This is a genomic window from Streptomyces sp. NPDC048191, assembly GCF_040652655.1.
In the GTDB taxonomy this organism is placed as follows: Bacteria; Actinomycetota; Actinomycetes; order Streptomycetales; family Streptomycetaceae; genus Streptomyces.
The window spans coordinates 377,540-394,277 of the sequence record NZ_JBEZMO010000001.1 but is presented as its reverse complement, the minus strand read 5'-3'; the positions used below and the strand labels follow the sequence as shown (position 1 = coordinate 394,277).

The window sequence follows — 16,738 nt, the reverse complement described above, 5'->3', positions numbered from 1 at the left end:
CGGCTCACTCCCCGTCGGCCGTCCGCACCGGAGTCGCCCGCCCCGGCTCCGGCAGCTCGGCCAACTCCGCCCGCAGCAGCAGCACATCGCCGATGAAGAGGTCGTACACCACGATCCCGACCACACCGCCGATCAGTGGCCCGACGATCGGGATCCACCAGTAGCCGCTGTACCCGCCCGGCACGCTGCCCGGGAACGCCAGACTGTTCCAGCCGACCGCATAGGTGAGCAGGCGCGGCCCGAAGTCACGGGCCGGGTTGATGGCGTAGCCCGCGTTGGCGCCGTAGGACATGCCGATCGCGGCGACGACGAACCCCACGATCAGCGGGGCGAGGTTGGCCTTCACCGCCTGGTTGCGCACGTCGAGGACGGCGGAGATCAGCATGAGCAGGAAGGCCGTACCCACGACCTGGTCGATCAGCGGCCCCCAGACGCCGCCGTGGAAGTAGGCCGCCGGGAACGTCGCGAAGATGGAGAAGGTGGCGTTCGTGTGCCCGTTCACCTTCGGGCCCGGCGCCGCGTGGTCGTAGGCGCTGATCGCGTCGTGGTACACGAGGTAGACGAGCGCCGCGCCGGTGAGCGCGCCGACGACCTGCGAGAACCAGTACGGCAGGACCTTGGCCCAGGAGAAGCCCCGGCGCACCGCCATGGCCAGCGTCACCGCCGGGTTCAGGTGGGCCCCGCTCACGCCGCCGCCGACGTAGACGCCGAACGCCACGCCGAACGCCCAGCCCCAGGAGATCAGCAGCCAGTCCCCGGCCGCGAGGAAGATCGTGGTGGGCGTCGCGGCCCGGCCCGAACCGGGCAGCGCGGCGACCGCCATCGCGACCACACCGCAGCCGAAGCAGATCAGGACGAAGGTCCCGAGGAACTCGGCGAGGCACTCGCCCAGCAGGCCTCCCCGGCTCCTCAGCCGGGACGGCTTGATGATCGCGGGGATTTCGACAGCCACGGAGGCCCCCTCGAAGAGAGCAATACGGCCAACATCACCATCTTGGCGTACAAACCACCACCCCGCAGGTTGACGGTGCCCAGTCAGCTGTCCAGATCGTCGGCGAAGTGCCGGAACCCGCGCCGGTCCCGGTGCAGGCCCCACAGCGTCTCCGCGAGCACGGCCGGATCCTTGCGCGCGTGCCCCGTGGTGATCGCCCCGGGGATCACCAGCTGCGCGACGTGGATGCCCTCCCGCGCGAGCCGCTCGTGCAGCAGATGCCCGTACGCGGTCTCCGCGGCGAACGCGATGGACGTACCCGCCCGCTCGGTGTGCGGTACGGCGGCGGTCCCGCCGTTGACGAACAGGATCGTCCCGCGCCCCAGCCGCCGCATCCCCGGCAGCACCTGCTGTACGGCGGCGACCGGCCCGTACACGGAGAACTCGATCGGGCCGACGAGTTCCCGGTGCCCGGTGTCCAGCACGGACCGCATGAAGTCCCGGTGCGGCACCGGGCTGTACTGCAGCACCTCCACGGTGCCCACCTCGTCCGCCGCCCGCTGCAGCGCCCGGGCCAGCTCCTCCGGCCTGCGCACGTCGGCGACGAACCCGCGGGCCACGACCCCGGCCTCACCGAGGTCGCGCACCAGCGCGTCGAGCCGCTCCCGGTCCCGGGCGAAGAGGGCGACGTCGAACCCCTCCCGCCCGAACCGCCGCGCGACCGCGGCCCCGAGCCCCGGTCCGGCACCCACAATGGCGATACTGCTCATGCCAGGCATCCGTACCGCGCCCACCGCCACCGCACACCCGCCGGACTCCACCCACGGCGCCGCGCCCGCCGGGCGGCGGACGGCTACGCGACCCCGGTCATCTCCGCGGTCGCCGCGCGCACGGCACGCATCCGCTCCACCTGGACGGCGGTGACGGCCCGCACGGCGAAGGCGCCGGCCACGGCGGCCCCCACCACGGCCGTGTCGGCCATGAGCAGCGGCCACACCTCGGTGTAGGCACGCTCGATGACCTGGTCCGTGGAGTCGCGGTACACGATCCCCACCCCCGCGAACGTCCCGATCAGCCACAGCGTCCACCACACGTTGACGGAGCGGGGAAGCCGCCGCCCGGGCGCGCTGCCGCGGAACGCGTCGACGACGATCCCCCGCGGGATCCACAGGTTGAACACGGGCAGGACCCAGCCGAGATACACCCAGAACCCCAGGTACTTCGGCGTCCGGCCGGACAACGCCCGCGCGTTGTCCCGCAGCCGCCACATCCAGGACAGGAAGAGCAGCGCACAGACGAAGGCGACCCAGGCCCCCACCGCGGTCACCAAGTGGTACGAGTTCTCCAGCGCGTTGAGCGGCCGGTGCACCCCGTCCCCCTGCTCGGGCGGCCCGGCGCTCGGCTCCCCCGCGACGGCGAGCCGCACGTCCCAGACCCCGCGCGCGATCCAGGCGAGCCCGGCACACGACAATCCCCCGACGGTCAGCTGCCCGGCCACCTGAACGGGCCTGTACGCGCGTGCGTGAGCAGCGGACTGATCTATCTGTTCGGTCACGCCGCCATCCTGACGTACCGGGGCCGCGGACCACCAGGAAGGCCCCGGCACGGCACCCGCTCGGCCATCCGGGTGCATCCGTCACGCGATCGGCCGCACGTCGGCCGCTCAGGGCCTCGCGTACGCCGCCCCACGGCGAGTATGACGAGTAGCCGACGTCATGGCGTGCGCGGACCGCGAGCAGCAGGAGACAGACGACTTGTGAGCATCCTCAACGAACCCCATGGTGCCGCGGCCGAGGAGGCGTACGAGAGCGAGGTGCCGGTCAGGCGCCAGCAGCCCGGCAACGTCGTGGTGAAGTGGCTGACGACCACCGACCACAAGACGATCGGCACCCTCTATCTGGGCACGTCCTTCGCGTTCTTCCTGGCCGGCGGCGTGATGGCCCTGCTCATGCGCGCCGAGCTGGCCCGCCCCGGCCTGCAGATCATGTCCAAGGAGCAGTTCAACCAGCTGTTCACGATGCACGGCACCGTGATGCTGCTGATGTTCGCGACGCCGCTGTTCGCCGGCTTCACCAACTGGATCATGCCGCTGCAGATCGGCGCGCCCGACGTGGCGTTCCCGCGGCTGAACATGTTCGCCTACTGGCTGTACCTGTTCGGCTCGCTCATCGCGGTGGGCGGCTTCCTCACCCCGGACGGCGCGGCCGACTTCGGCTGGTTCGCCTACGCCCCGCTCCACAACGAGGTGTTCTCACCCGGTGTCGGCTCGGATCTGTGGATCATGGGTCTGGCCTTCTCCGGCTTCGGCACCATCCTCGGCTCGGTCAACTTCATCACCACGATCATCTGCATGCGCGCCCCCGGCATGACGATGTTCCGCATGCCGATCTTCGTGTGGAACGTGCTGCTGACCGGTGTCCTGGTCCTGCTGGCCTTCCCGGTGCTGGCCGCCGCCCTGTTCGCCATCGAGGTGGACCGCCAGTTCGGCGCGCACATCTACGACTCGGCCAACGGCGGCGCGCTGCTGTGGCAGCACCTCTTCTGGTTCTTCGGCCATCCAGAGGTGTACATCATCGCCCTGCCGTTCTTCGGCATCATCTCCGAAGTGATCCCGGTGTTCTCCCGCAAGCCGATGTTCGGCTACATGGGCCTGATCGCCGCGACCATCTCCATCGCCGGTCTGTCCGTGACCGTGTGGGCCCACCACATGTACGTCACCGGCGGTGTGCTGCTGCCCTTCTTCTCCTTCATGACGTTCCTGATCGCCGTACCGACCGGTGTGAAGTTCTTCAACTGGATCGGCACGATGTGGAAGGGCTCGCTGTCCTTCGAGACACCGATGCTCTGGGCCGTCGGCTTCCTCGTGACGTTCCTCTTCGGTGGCCTGACCGGTGTCATCCTGGCCTCGCCGCCGATGGACTTCCACGTCTCCGACTCGTACTTCGTGGTGGCCCACTTCCACTACGTCGTCTTCGGCACGGTCGTCTTCGCCATGTTCTCCGGCTTCCACTTCTGGTGGCCGAAGTGGACCGGCAAGATGCTCGACGAGCGCCTCGGCAAGATGACCTTCTGGATGCTGTTCATCGGCTTCCACGGCACCTTCCTGATCCAGCACTGGCTGGGCGCGGAGGGCATGCCGCGGCGGTACGCCGACTACCTGGCGGCCGACGGCTTCACCACCCTGAACACGATCTCCACCATCAGCTCCTTCCTGCTCGGGCTGTCGATGCTGCCGTTCCTCTACAACACGTGGAAGACCGCCAAGTACGGCAAGCCGGTGGGCCTCGACGACCCCTGGGGCTTCGGCCGTTCGCTGGAGTGGGCGACCTCCTGCCCGCCCCCGCGGCACAACTTCGTCACCCTCCCCCGGATCCGCAGCGAGTCCCCCGCCTTCGACCTGCACCACCCGGACATCGCGATGGCGGAACACGAGCACCAGGTCCCGGCGAGGCCCGACGGGGGACAGGGGTGAGCGGTCCGCCGCGGCAGGGGCCCGACGGCGTGCTCGGCAACGAGGTCGAGGGATACCTGCTCTGGCAGGCCCGGATCGCCGAGGCGGAGCAGCGCGCTCGGGAGTTCGTCGCGCCGATGGACTGGCTGACGACCGCCCAGCGCGAGGAGATCGAGCGGCGGTACATCACCGACGCCCTGCACCGGGCCCGGGCCGACCTGGAACGCGTCGCGGCCCGCTGCAGATCCCTGCGCGCCGAGTACGAACACCGCTACAGCGCCCTCCGCCGCCGCTGCGTGGCCACGGCCCTGACGGTGTGCGCGGGCTGCGTGGCCGTGGGGACGCTGCTGCGGGTGCTGTGAGCCCCCGACGGCAGCGGTTCGGCCACCCGGCCCCGAGAGCCGTCCGGCCGCGGCACCGAGCGCCGGTTGTGCGCGCCGCACCGACGGAGCCGACGTCGAACGAACCGGCCTCCGCCGGGCCGACGTCGAGCGAGCCGGTCTCGGCCCGGGCCGCGTCGGGCGAGCCGGTGCCGACAGGCCCTGGGGCCGGCGCTGGGAGACAGCCGGGCGGTGCCGGTCAGACGCCCGGTGCCGAGGGTGTCCGGCCCTGGGCCCGTACGGCGAGGGGCTGCCAGTCCGTCCAGGTCTTGAGGCGGTCGGCGTAGGCCTGTTGAGCCAGGGCGAGGTTCTGGGTGCCGAAGAAGACACGCAGCGGCGGGTCGTCGGTGTCGGCGATCTCCAGGAGGGCGCGGGCCGCTGCGGCCGGGTCGCCGTGATCGAGGGTCTTCGTGAGCGCGGCGAAGGATTCGCGCAGTTCGGCGTAGAGCGGGTCGGGCTCGGCCAGGACGGCGCTGGTCATCGCGTCGGTGGCGTAGCTGCCGGGCTCGACCAGGGTCACCTTGACGCCGAAGCCGGCGACTTCCTGGGCGAGGGATTCACTCAGGCCCTCCAGGGCCCACTTGGAGGCGTGGTAACCGCCGCCGAGCGGCATGGCGGTGACGCCGCCGGCCGAGGAGATCTGGATGACGCGCCCTCCGCCCCGCAGACGCAGGTGGGGCAGCGCGGCCTGGACCACCCACACCGCTCCGAGCAGGTTGGTCTCCAGTTGATCGCGCAGGTCGTGCTCGGTCAGTTCCTCGACGGCCCCGAGCAGTCCGTAGCCGGCGTTGTTCACGATGACGTCGAGACGGCCGAAGTGCTCCGCGGCCCGGCGCACGGCCTCGTGGACGGCGGCCCTGTCGGTCACGTCGAGGGCGAGCGGGAGCACCGCGTCGCCGTGCGCGGCGAGCAGGTCGGCCAGCCGTTCGGGGTGGCGGGCGGTCGCGGCCACCTTGTCACCGCGGGACAACGCGGCCTCGACGAAGCTGCGGCCCAGGCCGCGGGACGAACCGGTGACGAACCAGACCTTGGTCATCATGCCCTTCCGATCTTTCTGCGGAGGCGGTCGAGCCATCCGTGAGAGGTGGGTACACCCCTGGGACGAGATGGCCCGGCGGGCTGTGACATGACGTCACCGGACACCGCCCGGGCCCGCGCCGCCCCGCAGTCCGACTCGGTCAGGCCATCCAGAAGAAGACCGCGGTCATCCGCTTCTGCTCCAGCGTCGTGCCGTGGTAGCCCGTCGCGCTGTGCACGAGGTTGGCGTTGTAGAGGAGCAGGCGGTTGTACCGGTGCGGGACCCGGACGTCCTCCTCGAAGTGGTCGCCCGGGACGAACCGGGTGCCGAGGGCCTCGACGAGGTTGTTGTGCGGCGCCTGGACGATGTTGCCGCCGAGCCGGCCGCCGGGCAGCGACTGGCGGTAGAAGGCGGTGCCGCAGTCCTTGGGGACGTTCGGGTTGAGGTAGAGCACGGCCGCGTACCGGCACAGGGCGCGGGAGTCGGTGTGCGGGCGGGGCTCGCTCTCGCCCTCACCGACCACCTGGACGCAGTTGTGGTTGAGGGTGCCGCCGCCGGGCGTCTGCTGCACCCACAGCTTCCCCGCCCCGGTGGCCTTCTTCACCAGGCTCTCCACACGGGCGAGTTCGCCGGGTTCCAGGCCGGGCATGGCGCGCAGGCCGGGCCAGGTCTCGGAGGTGTACGGGTAGCCCTCGACCCAGTCGTCCTTGGCCAGGCAGCGCTCCCGTACGGCGTCGACGTCGGGCAGGGCGTCGTCGATCACCCAGTAGTCGCGACCCCTGGTGGGCTTGCGGTAGGGCAGGACGGGAAGGGCGGCGGGCATGCGGGGTGGTGGCTGTGGGGGCATGCGGCGAATCTAGGCCAGCGTTTCGTCTGCCTTCTCCCGAGGAATGGTCAACTCTCCCGGAGAAAGGTCAACTCTTCTTTACCCGCGGCGCAGAGACGAACCGCGTCCGCATCCGTACTGCTGTGTGTCCGAACCGCCACGCGGCGGCTTCACGACCGGGCAGGAGGCACGGTGCGCTTTTCGCGGAACGCGACGGGATCCCTCTTCGTGGGAGGGGCGATGGCCATGACCCTCGTGGCGCTCGCCTACCCGGGCATGCTCGGTCTCAGCAAGGTCACCACCGCCCAGGACCGCGTCATCTCCAACACCCAGTGGGGACCGCTCACCGAGCAGGACCGCGACTTCGTGGTGAAGGTGCGGGCGGCCGGTCTGTGGGAGTACCCGGTGGGGCAGATCGGGCTGCAGAAGGGCACCACACCGGCGGTCCTCACGGCCAGCAAGCACCTGGTCGACGGGCACGCGGCGCTGGACACCACCTGCCGCAAGATCGCACCGATGCTCAACATCACGCTGCCCAACCTGCCGAGCCCCCAGCAGCAGGGCTTCGTCAGCCAGCTGAAGGCGGACAGCGGGAAGAAGTTCGACAGCGACTTCGCCAACATCCTGCGGATGACGCACGGCGCGATCTTCAACACGATCTCGAAGATCCGGTCCACCACCAAGAACTCGCTGGTGCGCGCCCTCGCCGACCAGGCCAACGACACCGTGCTGGACCACATGACGGTGATGGAGAAGACGGGCCTGGTCGACTTCGACCAGACCATCTTCCAGCAGACCACCCCGCCCAAGCTGCCCAACTCCGACCTGACGCCGCCGCCCCCGCCCGCGGGGCAGCCGGAGGTGGTGCTCACGCCGCCGCCGAACCCGACCTCGACGCCGGTCGACCTCAGCGGACTCCTCGGCGGCAACGCCTCGGTGCAGCCGAGCCCGGGTCCGACGGGCGGCTGAGCAGGTCCTCAGCCGAGCCAGACCGTCGTGTCCGGGGGCAGGCTGCGGGTGCCGGGCAGGGGTGTGCTGGCCAGCAGCACCTCGCCCGGCGCGAGCGGTACGGGCCGGCCGGAGAGGTTGGTCACGCAGCGCCAGCCCTCGCAGCGGGTGAAGTCGAGCACGCCGACGGGACTGTCGCCGGCCCAGGTCAGCGTCTCACCGTCCAGCAGCTTGCGGCGCAGCCGCAGGGCCGTGCGGTACAGCTCCAGGGTCGAGCCGTCGGTCCCCGCCTGCGCCTCGACGGCGTACGACGCGAAGGACGAGGGCTGCGGCAGCCAGGCGGCGCCCGGCCCGAAGCCGTACGAGGGTCCGCTCGTCGTCCACGGCAGCGGCACCCGGCAGCCGTCGCGGCCCTTGCGGACATGGCCGGTCTGCTCCCAGACCGGGTCCTGGAGCACCTCGGTGGGCAGGTCGGCGACCTCGGGCAGGCCGAGTTCCTCGCCCTGGTACAGGTACGACGATCCGGGCAGCGCCAGCATCAGCAGGGTCGCCGCGCGGGCCCGGCGCAGCCCGGCCGCGGGGTCGACCGCGGGCGCCGTACCGCCGGACAGCAGCCAGGCCTCCGGGTCGGTGCCGGGCGGAAGCATCAGGCGGGAGGCGTGGCGGACGACGTCGTGGTTGGACAGGACCCAGGTCGCGGAGGCGCCCGCCGCCCGCGCGGTGGCCAGCTCGTCGGTGATGACCTGGCGCAGCTCGGTGGCGTCCCAACGGGACTCCAGGTACTCGAAGTTGAAGGCCTGGCCGAGTTCGTCGGCGCGGGCGTACAGGGTGCGGCGGGCGCCCGGGACCCAGGCCTCGGCGACGGCGGACCGGGGCGGGCTGTAGGCGTCGAGGATCTTGCGCCAGTCGCGGTAGATCTCGTGGACCTCGTCGCGGTCCCAGTACGGGTGGCTGCCCGGCGGGACGAGCGGAAGGGCCGTCTCACCGGTGGCGCCGAGGTTCCCGGTGTCCCGCAGGGGCTCGGTGAGGTCCTTGGCCAGCCCGTGGGCGACGTCGACCCGGAAGCCGTCGACACCCCGGTCGGACCAGAAGCGCAGGGTGGTGCGGAAGTCGGCGCGGACGTCGTCGTTGTCCCAGTTGAGGTCGGGCTGTTCGGGGGCGAAGAGATGCAGGTACCACGCGCCGTCCGCGGTGCGTTTCCAGGCGCTGCCGCCGAAGACGGACTGCCAGTCGGTGGGCGGGAGTTCGCCGTGCGGGCCCCGGCCGGGGCGGAAGACGAACCGGTCGCGGGCCGGGGACCCGGGGGCGGCGCGCAGGGCCTCCTGGAACCAGGGGTGCTGGCGGGAGGTGTGGTTCGGGACGATGTCGACGACGACCTTCAGGCCGAGCCGGTGTGCCTCGGCGACCAGGGCGTCGAAGTCGTCCAGGGTGCCGAGGCGGGGGTCGACGTCCCGGTGGTCGGCGACGTCGTAGCCGCCGTCGGCCAGTTCCGACGGGTAGAAGGGGCTCAGCCACAGGGCGTCGACGCCGAGGGCGGCGAGGTGGTCGAGGCGCTGGGTGACGCCCTTCAGGTCACCGAGACCGTCGCCGTCCGCGTCGGCGAAGCTGCGGGGGTAGATCTGGTAGATGACGGCCTGGCGCCACCAGTTGGGGTTCCGGGGAGAGAGGTCTGCCATACGGGCTCCCTTCGGGCAGGACGACGGTACAGGGAATCTGTCCACATTGCCCGAAAAGGAACCCTTCGGCCTCCGACGGGGCCGGTCTACGGCCGCTCCACCGCCTCCAGGTACAGCTTCACATAGCGGTCCACGTCGACCTCCAACGCCACGTCCACCAACGCCTGTTCGCGCTTGCCCTCGTGAATCTCGGACTCGCCGGGGCGGGGCCGGCGGTCGACGATCGTCTGGCCGCGGGTCGGGCCGGGAGCGAGGGCGACCTCGACCGGCAGCAGCCGGGTGGTGATGCCCTGCGGGTCGGCGACCGCGCACACCGCGCCCGCGTCGCCGAGGCCGCCCGCCTCCTCCGCCTCCGGCTCCTCGCCCTGGGTCGTCGGCCGGTGCGCGAGGAGTTCGCCGGCCAGCCGGGTGCCGGGGTCGCCGCTCCGCCGCAGCCGGTGCACGTCCTGGGCGTCCACGACGACCTGCATGAAGACGTCCAGCCCGTACATCGTGACCGGCACCCCGGCCGTGAGCAGGATCGCGGCCGCCTCCGGGTCGTGCCAGACGTTGAACTCGGCGACCGGCGTGGCGTTCCCGACGGACACCGCGCCGCCCATGAAGACGATCCGCTCGATGTTGCGGGTCACCTCCGGATGGGTGCGCAGGAGCAGGGCGATGTTGGTCAGGGGCGCCGTGGGGATGAGGGTGACCGGTCGCGGGGAGGCCAGGATCTCGCGGCGCAGCAGCGTCACGGCGTCGACGTCCGCCGGGGTCCGGGTCGGCGCGGGCAGGCCGAGGTCGCCCATGCCGTCGGAGCCGTGCACGTGCCGCGCCGAGCGCGCCGGTTCGATCAGCGGGCGCTCGGCGCCGCGGGCCACCGGGATGTCCGGGGCGCCCGCCTGCTCCAGCACGGTCAGGGTGTTGCGGACCACGCCGTCGACGTCCGTGTTCCCGGCCACGCAGGTCACCGCCCGCAGGTCCAGGCCCGGGTGGCGCACGGCGAGCAGCAGGGCGAGGGCGTCGTCGACACCGGTGTCGCAGTCGATGATCACGGGGATGGGCTGACCGGTCACGGCGGACTCCTTCCGTCAAGCCGACCTTAGATCACCGCGGTCACTCCCACAGGGCACTGCCGCGTGCGGCCACGCGTGCGGCGATCCGGGACAGCAGCTCCGGCACCGGCAGCCCGCCCGGCCGGCGGCCGTCCCGCAGCCGTACGGCGGCCAGGCCCGCCTCGGCCTCGCGGGCGCCGATCACCGCCTGGTACGGCACCAGGCGCGCGGCGCGGATCCGGGCGCCGAGGGTGCCCTGCCCGGGGCCGGCGAGTTCGGCCCGCAGGCCCAGCTCCACGGCCTCGCGCACAAGGGCCGCCGCCTGCTCCTCCTGCTCCTCGGCGACCGGCAGCACTACCAGTTGGACGGGCGCCAGCCAGGCCGGGAAGGCCCCGGAGTGGGCCTCGATCAGGTGGGCGACGGCCCGCTCGACGCTGCCGATGATGCTCCGGTGCACCATCACCGGGCGGTGCCGGGCGCCGTCGGCGCCGACGTAGTGCAGGTCGAAGCGGGCCGGCTGGTGGAAGTCGATCTGCACGGTGGACAGGGTGGACTCGCGGCCGGCCGGGTCGGCGATCTGCACGTCGATCTTCGGGCCGTAGAAGGCGGCCTCGCCCTCCGCCTCCTCGTACGCCACGCCGGACGCGTCCAGCACCTCCCGCAGCAGTTCGGTGGCCCGGCGCCACAGCTCCGGATCGGCGACGTACTTGCCGCCCTCGCCGGGCAGCGACAGGCGGTGGCGTACGGCCTCGATGCCGAGGTCGGCGTAGGCGCGGGCGATCAGCTCCAGCGCGGCACGGGCCTCGTCCACTGCCTGGTCGAGGGTGCAGAAGATGTGCGCGTCGTTGAGCTGGATGGCACGGACGCGGGTCAGCCCACCGAGGACGCCGGAGCGTTCGGCGCGGTGCATGCCACCCAACTCCGCCAGGCGCAACGGTAGTTCGCGGTAGCTGTGGGAGCGGGAGCGGTAGATCAGGGCGTGGTGGGGGCAGAGGCTGGGCCGCAGTACGACCTCCTCGGACTCGTGCGGACCCAGCCTCATCGGCGGGTACATGTCGTCGCTGTAGTGGTCCCAGTGCCCGGAGATCTCGTACAGCTCCCGTTTGCCGAGCACGGGCGAGTACACGTGCCGGTATCCGGCCCGGCGTTCGGCCTCGCGGATGTACTCCTCCAGGGTGTGCCGTACGACGGCGCCGTCGGGCAGCCAGTACGGCAGCCCGGCGCCCATCAGCGGGTCGGTGTCGAACAGCCCGAGTTCGCGGCCGAGCCTGCGGTGGTCGGGGAACGCGTCGTTCATGCGCGGGTCTCCTCGCTGCGGGAGGCGAACACCCACGGCACGACCGAGCCCCGGGGCGTTCGCCCCGGGGCTTCGATGCTGGTCAGGTGTCAGCGCGCCGGGACGGTCTCCGGCGTCGTCGTGCTCTTCGGGCACTGCTGGGCGCGCTGCATGCGGGGACCGTAGCAGTCCGCGAAGCCGCAGGTCGACGCATTTTCCGGCGGGGGTTCACCCGGATCGGCGCCCCGCTCACCCGGACGGCCCGGAGCGCTGGTGGGGCGGCCGGGGCGGTGATGCCGTGAGAACAGGCACCGCACGACCGGCCACCACGCGACCAGGCACCACCCCGGCGGGCAGACGACCGGCCCCGCAGACCAGGAGGCACCGCGATGATCTCTTTGCCCGACGCGATACGCCCCCGCGGCCGGCTCGCCCTCATCGCCGCCGGTCTCATCGTCGTCGGCGGCGGCGCGGCCCTCGCCCTGCACCAGCCGGAGACCGCGACCCAGCCCCTCCCGACCGTCGACAAGCCGTCCCCCACCGCGAAGGGGTCGGCGCGGCCGAACGGTTCCGCCCTCACCGACGGCCAGGCGCAGGCCGCGCTCCTCACCCAGACCGACCTGGGCGCCCCCTGGACGGCGACCAACGGGGCGGCCACCTGGCGGGACGAGCTGCTGAAGGCGACCACCACGGCCGGCGACTGCCAGCCGCTGCTGGAGGCCCTCTACACCGACGAGCTCCTCGGCGGCCCCGCCCGCGTCGCCGTCGACCTGGACGACCCCGACGCCAACGCCCAGCTGCGCTACCAGATAGCCGCCCGCCGCCCCGCCGACGTCGACAAGGCACTCGCCTGGCTGAAGACGATGCCGGCGCGGTGCGCCCGGTTCACGGCCACCACGCAGACCGGCATCACGGAGGACGTGCAGGTCACCGACGCCCCGCTGCCGGACGTCGGAAACGCGCGTCAGGGCCTCCGGGTCAGCATCGCCGCCACGAACACCGAGGGGCAGCACGCCCGGCTCACGCTGGACGTGGCCGCCGTCCGGGTCGGCCAGGACGCCTTCGCCCTCACCAACGGCGGCATGTTCGACGTACCGAACGACGCCACCCAGGCCGCCGTCCAGATCGGTGCCCTGCGCCTGGCGGACATCCGCAAGCAGGGGCGGGCGCAGGTGTAGCCCGGCTCAGAGGGGCGGCTGGGCCGGGGCCGGGCCCAAGGTGGTGGTGCCCGGGGTGGTGCGGTGGCCCAGGCCGGTGCGGTACGCGTCCAGGGCCGCCTCGATCCGGCCCGTACGGCGCAGCAGGTCGCCCAGGAGGCGGCACAGGTCGGCCAGGTCACCGGCGGCACCCGCGCGCTCCAGCAGGCTGAGCGCGCGGACGTAGTGCTCCTCGGCGGCCTCGGTGTCCCGGCCGTCCTCGGCGATGATGCCGAGCAGGCGGTGCGCCGCGGCGGCGTGGACCGCGCCGCGCTCGGAGGAGAAGTCGCCGAGGACGCCGCGCAGCAGCTCGGCGGCCTCCTGCGAACTGCCGCGGCGGTGCAGCACGTCGGCCAGTTCGACGGCGGCCTGGCTGCGGTAGAGGGCGGCCCGGCTCTGCGCCAGCATGGTGTGCGCCTGACGCAACTCCGCCTCGGCACGCTCCAGTTCCCCGTTCTGGGCGCAGACGTACCCGCGCATCCAGTGGCAGTTGGCCAGCTCGGTGCGCAGCCGCAGCTGCCGGTACAGCTCGGCCGCCTTGGCGAGGGAGGCGTCGGCCTCGGCGACCCGGCCCTCCGCGATCAGGGTGCGGGCCACCGAGCGGTGCATCCGGGCGATCAGCGCGGGGTCGGCGGCCTGCGGCGCGAGCGCGAGGGCGAACTCGGCGGCCTGGGCGGCGCGGGCGTGCGCGCCCATGTCCATGTACGGGCCGATGACGCTGGCGTAGAGCAGGAGCAGGGCGTCGGGGTCGTGCAGTCCGCCGCGGTTGAGTTCGTCGAGGGTGGACTCCAGGAGGTAGACGGCGTAGCGGAGTTCACCGGCCAGGTAGTGCGAGACGGCGCGGCCGCGGACGGCCGGTACGCGCACCGGCAGGGACTGGTCCGCGAGGCGCTCCTCGGCACATTCGAAGAACTCCCGCGCTCGCGCCAACTCGCCGGTCTCCAGACCGCATTCGCCCAGGCCCAGCAGTGCGGTGGCCTGCTCGCCCGCCAGCCCGTGGGCCTCCGCCTCCGCGCACAGCGCGGCGAACTGGACGGCGGCCTCCTCGGCCCTGCCGTCGGCGAGGACCCGCTGCGCCTCGGTCAGCCGCAGCCTGAGGTCGGTGGCGAGACGGGCGGGCCGGCCGACGGCCAGCTCCTCGAAGGCCACGCCGAGCCGGTCCGCGATGTGCCGCAGCGCCTCGTCGGAGGCCCGCACCCGTCCCGACTCCAGGGTGGAGATGTAGGCGGGTGTGTAGGCGGGTTCCGCCAACTGCCGCTGGGTCAGGCCACGTTGGGTGCGCAGCTGTTGTACGCGCCGCCCGACGACCGCCGGATCGTCCCGCTCCCGCATATTCCTCTTCCCCCCAACTCCCCTGGCCCCTCTTGCCGTTGGGCCCGCGCGACCTCTAGGTTAAACGGCGGATTAAGTCTGCTTAATAGGTCGCTGTTGTGTTGCGAGGTCACCGTGCCCGGACGTACATCCGCACCGAACGGAAACACCACGACACGCAGGGCGGTCGCCGCGGCCGTGATCGCCGCGACGACCCTCGTCCTCGCGGCGAACGCCGGCCCGGCCCGGGCGGCGGAGCAGGGGGCGTCCGCCCCGAGGCCTACGTGCGCGTCACCTCAGGGCCCGCAGGAAGGAGGCCCAGGACTGGGGGGACACTGAAAAGTGGGCCGCGCCGGGGTTCTTGGAGTCACGGACGGCCACGAGGGCGGGGAGGTCGGCGACCTCTACGCAGTCGCCGCCGCTGCTGCCGCTGTGCGAGGACTTACGCCATGCCGCAGCGCCGAGTGTGGCGCATTCCACGCATTCGCCACCGCTGCTGCCGCTGTACGAGGACTTACGCCACTGAGCCGGGGTCAGGTCCGGGGTGCTCCCCATAGCGTTCCTCCATCACACGGGTGATCAGGGTCGCCGACTCCCTCGGGGAGAGAGCCTCGGCTTGGAGGCGAGCGTAACCGACCGAACGTTCCCTGATTACCTGAGGATTCGCCGTCATGTGCCCCGAGTCGTAGCTCTCGCTGTAGTTCAGGTCCGGGTGGTCCTCGAAGCGCAGGACAGTGAACGAGCCCATCATCCCCGCGTGCTGGCCCACCGAGAACGGCAGCACCTGGAGCTCCATCCACGGCTTCCCGAAGATCCCCAAGAGGTGCGCGAGCTGCCCCCGCATGACCTCCCGGCCGCCGATCTCCCGGTACAGCACGGCCTCGTCCAGGACCACCCACACCACGGGCGGCTGCTCCCGGCACAGCATGCGCTGACGCTCCATCCGGGCCGCCACCACCTCGTCGAGCCGGTCCGTGTGCTCGACACTGAGAACGGCCCGCGCGTACGCCTCCGTCTGCACAAGCCCGTACACCAGCTGGCACTGATACGTTGAGATGTACGCAGCCGTCGCCTCCATCTCCGCATACGGCTGGAACCAGCTCGGCAACTGGCTCCGCAGGACCAGCCCCACCAGCCGCGAGAAGAACCCGTCGGTCAGCAGCGCCGCGTCCGCTCGCTCGGCGAATTCCCTGGTCGGCACCTTCGCCCCGGTCTCGATCTGACCGACCAGCGAGCCCGTGCAGAAGACGATCGCACCCAGCTCCTTCTGCGTCAGCCCCGCCGCCTCACGCTTCCGGCGCAGCTCATAGCCGAAGTAGTCCAACGGCGAGGCCGCGGGATCCAGTTCGCGGATGTTCACCATGTACCGAGCGTAGCCAAGCGACCGCACACAGGTGGGCCTGTCGGCGAAACCGCCGGGAGGCCTACCCTGCGGCCATGACCTCTGCCGCCGCCCGCACCGCACTGGACCTGACCTCCGACCTCCCGGTGACGGACCTGGAGGACCTGTACCGCGACCTGCACCGCCACCCCGAGCTGTCCCTGCGCGAACACCGCACCGCCGGGACGCTGGCCGGGCGGCTGAAGGGTGCCGGGTTCGAGACCGCCGAGGGTGTCGGCGGGACCGGGGTCGTGGGGCGGCTGGCCAACGGGGACGGGCCGACCGTGTTGCTGCGCGCCGACATGGACGCGCTGCCGGTCAAGGAGGAGACCGGGCTGTCGTACGCCTCGCGGACCGACGGAGTGATGCACGCCTGCGGGCACGATCTGCACGTCACCTGGCTGACCGGCGCCGCCGCGGCGCTGGCCGCCGGACGGGACGCCTGGCGGGGCACCCTGCTGGTGGTGGGCCAGCCGGCCGAGGAGAGCGGGCAGGGCGCGGCGCGGATGGTGGCGGACGGGCTGTACGAGCGGTTCGGCCGGCCCGACGTGCTGCTCGGCCAGCACGCCGCTCCGGGCCCGGCGGGCCTGTACCCGCACGCGCCGGGCCTGATCATGTCGGCGGCGACGGACGTGGACATCGTGGTGCACGGCCGGGGCGGACACGGTTCGCGTCCGGAGGCGACGGTGGATCCCGTGGTGACCGCCGCCTATCTGGTCACCCGGCTGCAGACCGTCGTCTCCCGCGAGCTCGCCGCCGGGGAGTCGGCCGTCCTGACGGTGGGCCGGATCGAGGCCGGTACCCGGCACAACATCATCCCGTCCGAGGCCCGCATCTCGCTGAACCTGCGCAGCCAGTCCGAGGAGGTACGGCAGCGGATGCTGGCCGCGATCCGGCGCATCGCGCACGGCGAGTGCCTGGCCGCCGGCTGCCCGCGCGAGCCGGAGGTGACCGTCGGCAACACGTTCCCGGCGACCGTGAACGACGCGGCCACCGACGCCACCGTGGCCGCCGTGCACGAGGAGGTCTTCGGCGCGGGCACGGTGTTCGACCCGGGCCCGGCGATGGGCAGCGAGGACTTCCCCCAACTGGCGCTGGGGAACTCCATCCCGTACTCGTACTGGTTCGTGACGACCACCCCGGCCCAGGTGTGGGACCGGGCCCCCGGCGACAGCGTCCCGGAGAAGTTCGCGGCCGTGTCGAGCAACCACAGCCCGCACTTCGCACCCGATCTGTCGACGATCGCCCCGGGTGTGCGCACCCTCGTCTCGGGGGCCCTGGCGCTGCTGTCGGCGACGTGACCTGACCGC

16 protein-coding genes are annotated in these 16,738 nt (G+C 72.1%); 5 read left to right on the top strand and 11 right to left on the bottom strand.

The annotated features are described in order from the left end of the window. Positions 1-4 precede the first annotated feature (4 nt). From AB0D93_RS01785 to AB0D93_RS01775, 3 genes are all read right to left on the bottom strand, one after another. On the bottom strand, positions 5-952 hold the full coding sequence (locus AB0D93_RS01785; RefSeq protein ID WP_362111178.1) for an MIP/aquaporin family protein: 948 nt from the start codon (positions 950-952) through the stop codon (positions 5-7). 83 nt (positions 953-1,035) lie between these two features. Next, entirely contained in the window at positions 1,036-1,701 is a 666-nt protein-coding gene (locus AB0D93_RS01780; RefSeq protein ID WP_362111174.1) for an SDR family NAD(P)-dependent oxidoreductase, read from the bottom strand. A gap of 83 nt (positions 1,702-1,784) precedes the next feature. Beyond that, on the bottom strand, positions 1,785-2,486 hold the full coding sequence (locus AB0D93_RS01775; RefSeq protein WP_362111171.1) for a DUF4328 domain-containing protein: 702 nt from the start codon (positions 2,484-2,486) through the stop codon (positions 1,785-1,787). Positions 2,487-2,687: 201 nt separating this feature from the next. Between AB0D93_RS01775 and ctaD the strand changes: the two genes are divergently transcribed. Both ctaD and AB0D93_RS01765 read left to right on the top strand, forming a co-directional pair. Further along, positions 2,688-4,403 carry a cytochrome c oxidase subunit I gene (gene ctaD / locus AB0D93_RS01770; RefSeq protein WP_362111168.1) on the top strand — a complete coding sequence of 572 codons (1,716 nt, stop codon included), beginning with the start codon at positions 2,688-2,690 and terminating at the stop codon, positions 4,401-4,403. Further along, positions 4,400-4,744, top strand: a complete 345-nt coding sequence (locus tag AB0D93_RS01765; protein ID WP_362111165.1) for a cytochrome C oxidase subunit I — start codon at positions 4,400-4,402, stop codon at positions 4,742-4,744. The genes ctaD and AB0D93_RS01765 overlap by 4 nt, the downstream gene beginning before the upstream one ends. 217 nt (positions 4,745-4,961) lie before the next feature. Here AB0D93_RS01765 and AB0D93_RS01760 read toward each other — a convergent pair whose 3' ends face one another. Further along, entirely contained in the window at positions 4,962-5,798 is an 837-nt protein-coding gene (locus AB0D93_RS01760; protein ID WP_362111847.1) for an SDR family NAD(P)-dependent oxidoreductase, read from the bottom strand. 142 nt (positions 5,799-5,940) lie between these two features. Then, a complete protein-coding gene (locus AB0D93_RS01755; RefSeq protein ID WP_362111162.1) occupies positions 5,941-6,627 on the bottom strand; it encodes a DUF6445 family protein in 687 nt (228 codons plus the stop codon). A 207-nt stretch (positions 6,628-6,834) separates the two neighbouring features. Here AB0D93_RS01755 and AB0D93_RS01750 point away from each other — a divergent pair, with 207 nt between their 5' ends. Beyond that, entirely contained in the window at positions 6,835-7,575 is a 741-nt protein-coding gene (locus tag AB0D93_RS01750; RefSeq protein WP_362111844.1) for a DUF4142 domain-containing protein, read from the top strand. 8 nt (positions 7,576-7,583) lie between these two features. On the opposite strand, the gene AB0D93_RS01745 is transcribed toward AB0D93_RS01750, so the two are convergent. The 3 genes from AB0D93_RS01745 to thrS form a co-directional block, all read right to left on the bottom strand. Next, complete coding sequence (locus tag AB0D93_RS01745) at positions 7,584-9,230, bottom strand: glycoside hydrolase family 13 protein (protein ID WP_362111159.1); 1,647 nt, start codon at positions 9,228-9,230, stop codon at positions 7,584-7,586. 86 nt (positions 9,231-9,316) lie between these two features. Then, positions 9,317-10,285 (bottom strand): nucleoside hydrolase, encoded by a 969-nt coding sequence (locus AB0D93_RS01740; protein ID WP_362111156.1) that lies wholly within the window; start codon positions 10,283-10,285, stop codon positions 9,317-9,319. A gap of 40 nt (positions 10,286-10,325) precedes the next feature. After that, positions 10,326-11,561 carry a threonine--tRNA ligase gene (gene thrS, locus AB0D93_RS01735; RefSeq protein WP_362111153.1) on the bottom strand — a complete coding sequence of 412 codons (1,236 nt, stop codon included), beginning with the start codon at positions 11,559-11,561 and terminating at the stop codon, positions 10,326-10,328. A gap of 368 nt (positions 11,562-11,929) precedes the next feature. Between thrS and AB0D93_RS01730 the strand changes: the two genes are divergently transcribed. Continuing rightward, the gene (locus AB0D93_RS01730) at positions 11,930-12,718 is read left to right on the top strand and encodes a hypothetical protein (protein WP_362111150.1); all 789 of its coding nucleotides are present in this window, start codon (positions 11,930-11,932) and stop codon (positions 12,716-12,718) included. Between the two features lie 6 nt (positions 12,719-12,724). On the opposite strand, the gene AB0D93_RS01725 is transcribed toward AB0D93_RS01730, so the two are convergent. From AB0D93_RS01725 to AB0D93_RS01715, 3 genes are all read right to left on the bottom strand, one after another. Continuing rightward, the gene (locus tag AB0D93_RS01725) at positions 12,725-14,068 is read right to left on the bottom strand and encodes a helix-turn-helix domain-containing protein (RefSeq protein ID WP_362111147.1); all 1,344 of its coding nucleotides are present in this window, start codon (positions 14,066-14,068) and stop codon (positions 12,725-12,727) included. A 270-nt stretch (positions 14,069-14,338) separates the two neighbouring features. After that, positions 14,339-14,602 carry a DUF397 domain-containing protein gene (locus AB0D93_RS01720; protein WP_362111144.1) on the bottom strand — a complete coding sequence of 88 codons (264 nt, stop codon included), beginning with the start codon at positions 14,600-14,602 and terminating at the stop codon, positions 14,339-14,341. Continuing rightward, positions 14,562-15,410 carry a helix-turn-helix transcriptional regulator gene (locus tag AB0D93_RS01715; RefSeq protein WP_362111141.1) on the bottom strand — a complete coding sequence of 283 codons (849 nt, stop codon included), beginning with the start codon at positions 15,408-15,410 and terminating at the stop codon, positions 14,562-14,564. Before AB0D93_RS01715 ends, AB0D93_RS01720 begins: the two co-directional genes overlap by 41 nt. A 74-nt stretch (positions 15,411-15,484) precedes the next feature. Here AB0D93_RS01715 and AB0D93_RS01710 point away from each other — a divergent pair, with 74 nt between their 5' ends. Next, positions 15,485-16,729: an amidohydrolase gene (locus AB0D93_RS01710; RefSeq protein ID WP_362111138.1), complete on the top strand. Its 1,245-nt coding sequence runs from the start codon at positions 15,485-15,487 to the stop codon at positions 16,727-16,729. The last annotated feature ends 9 nt before the right edge of the window (positions 16,730-16,738 follow it).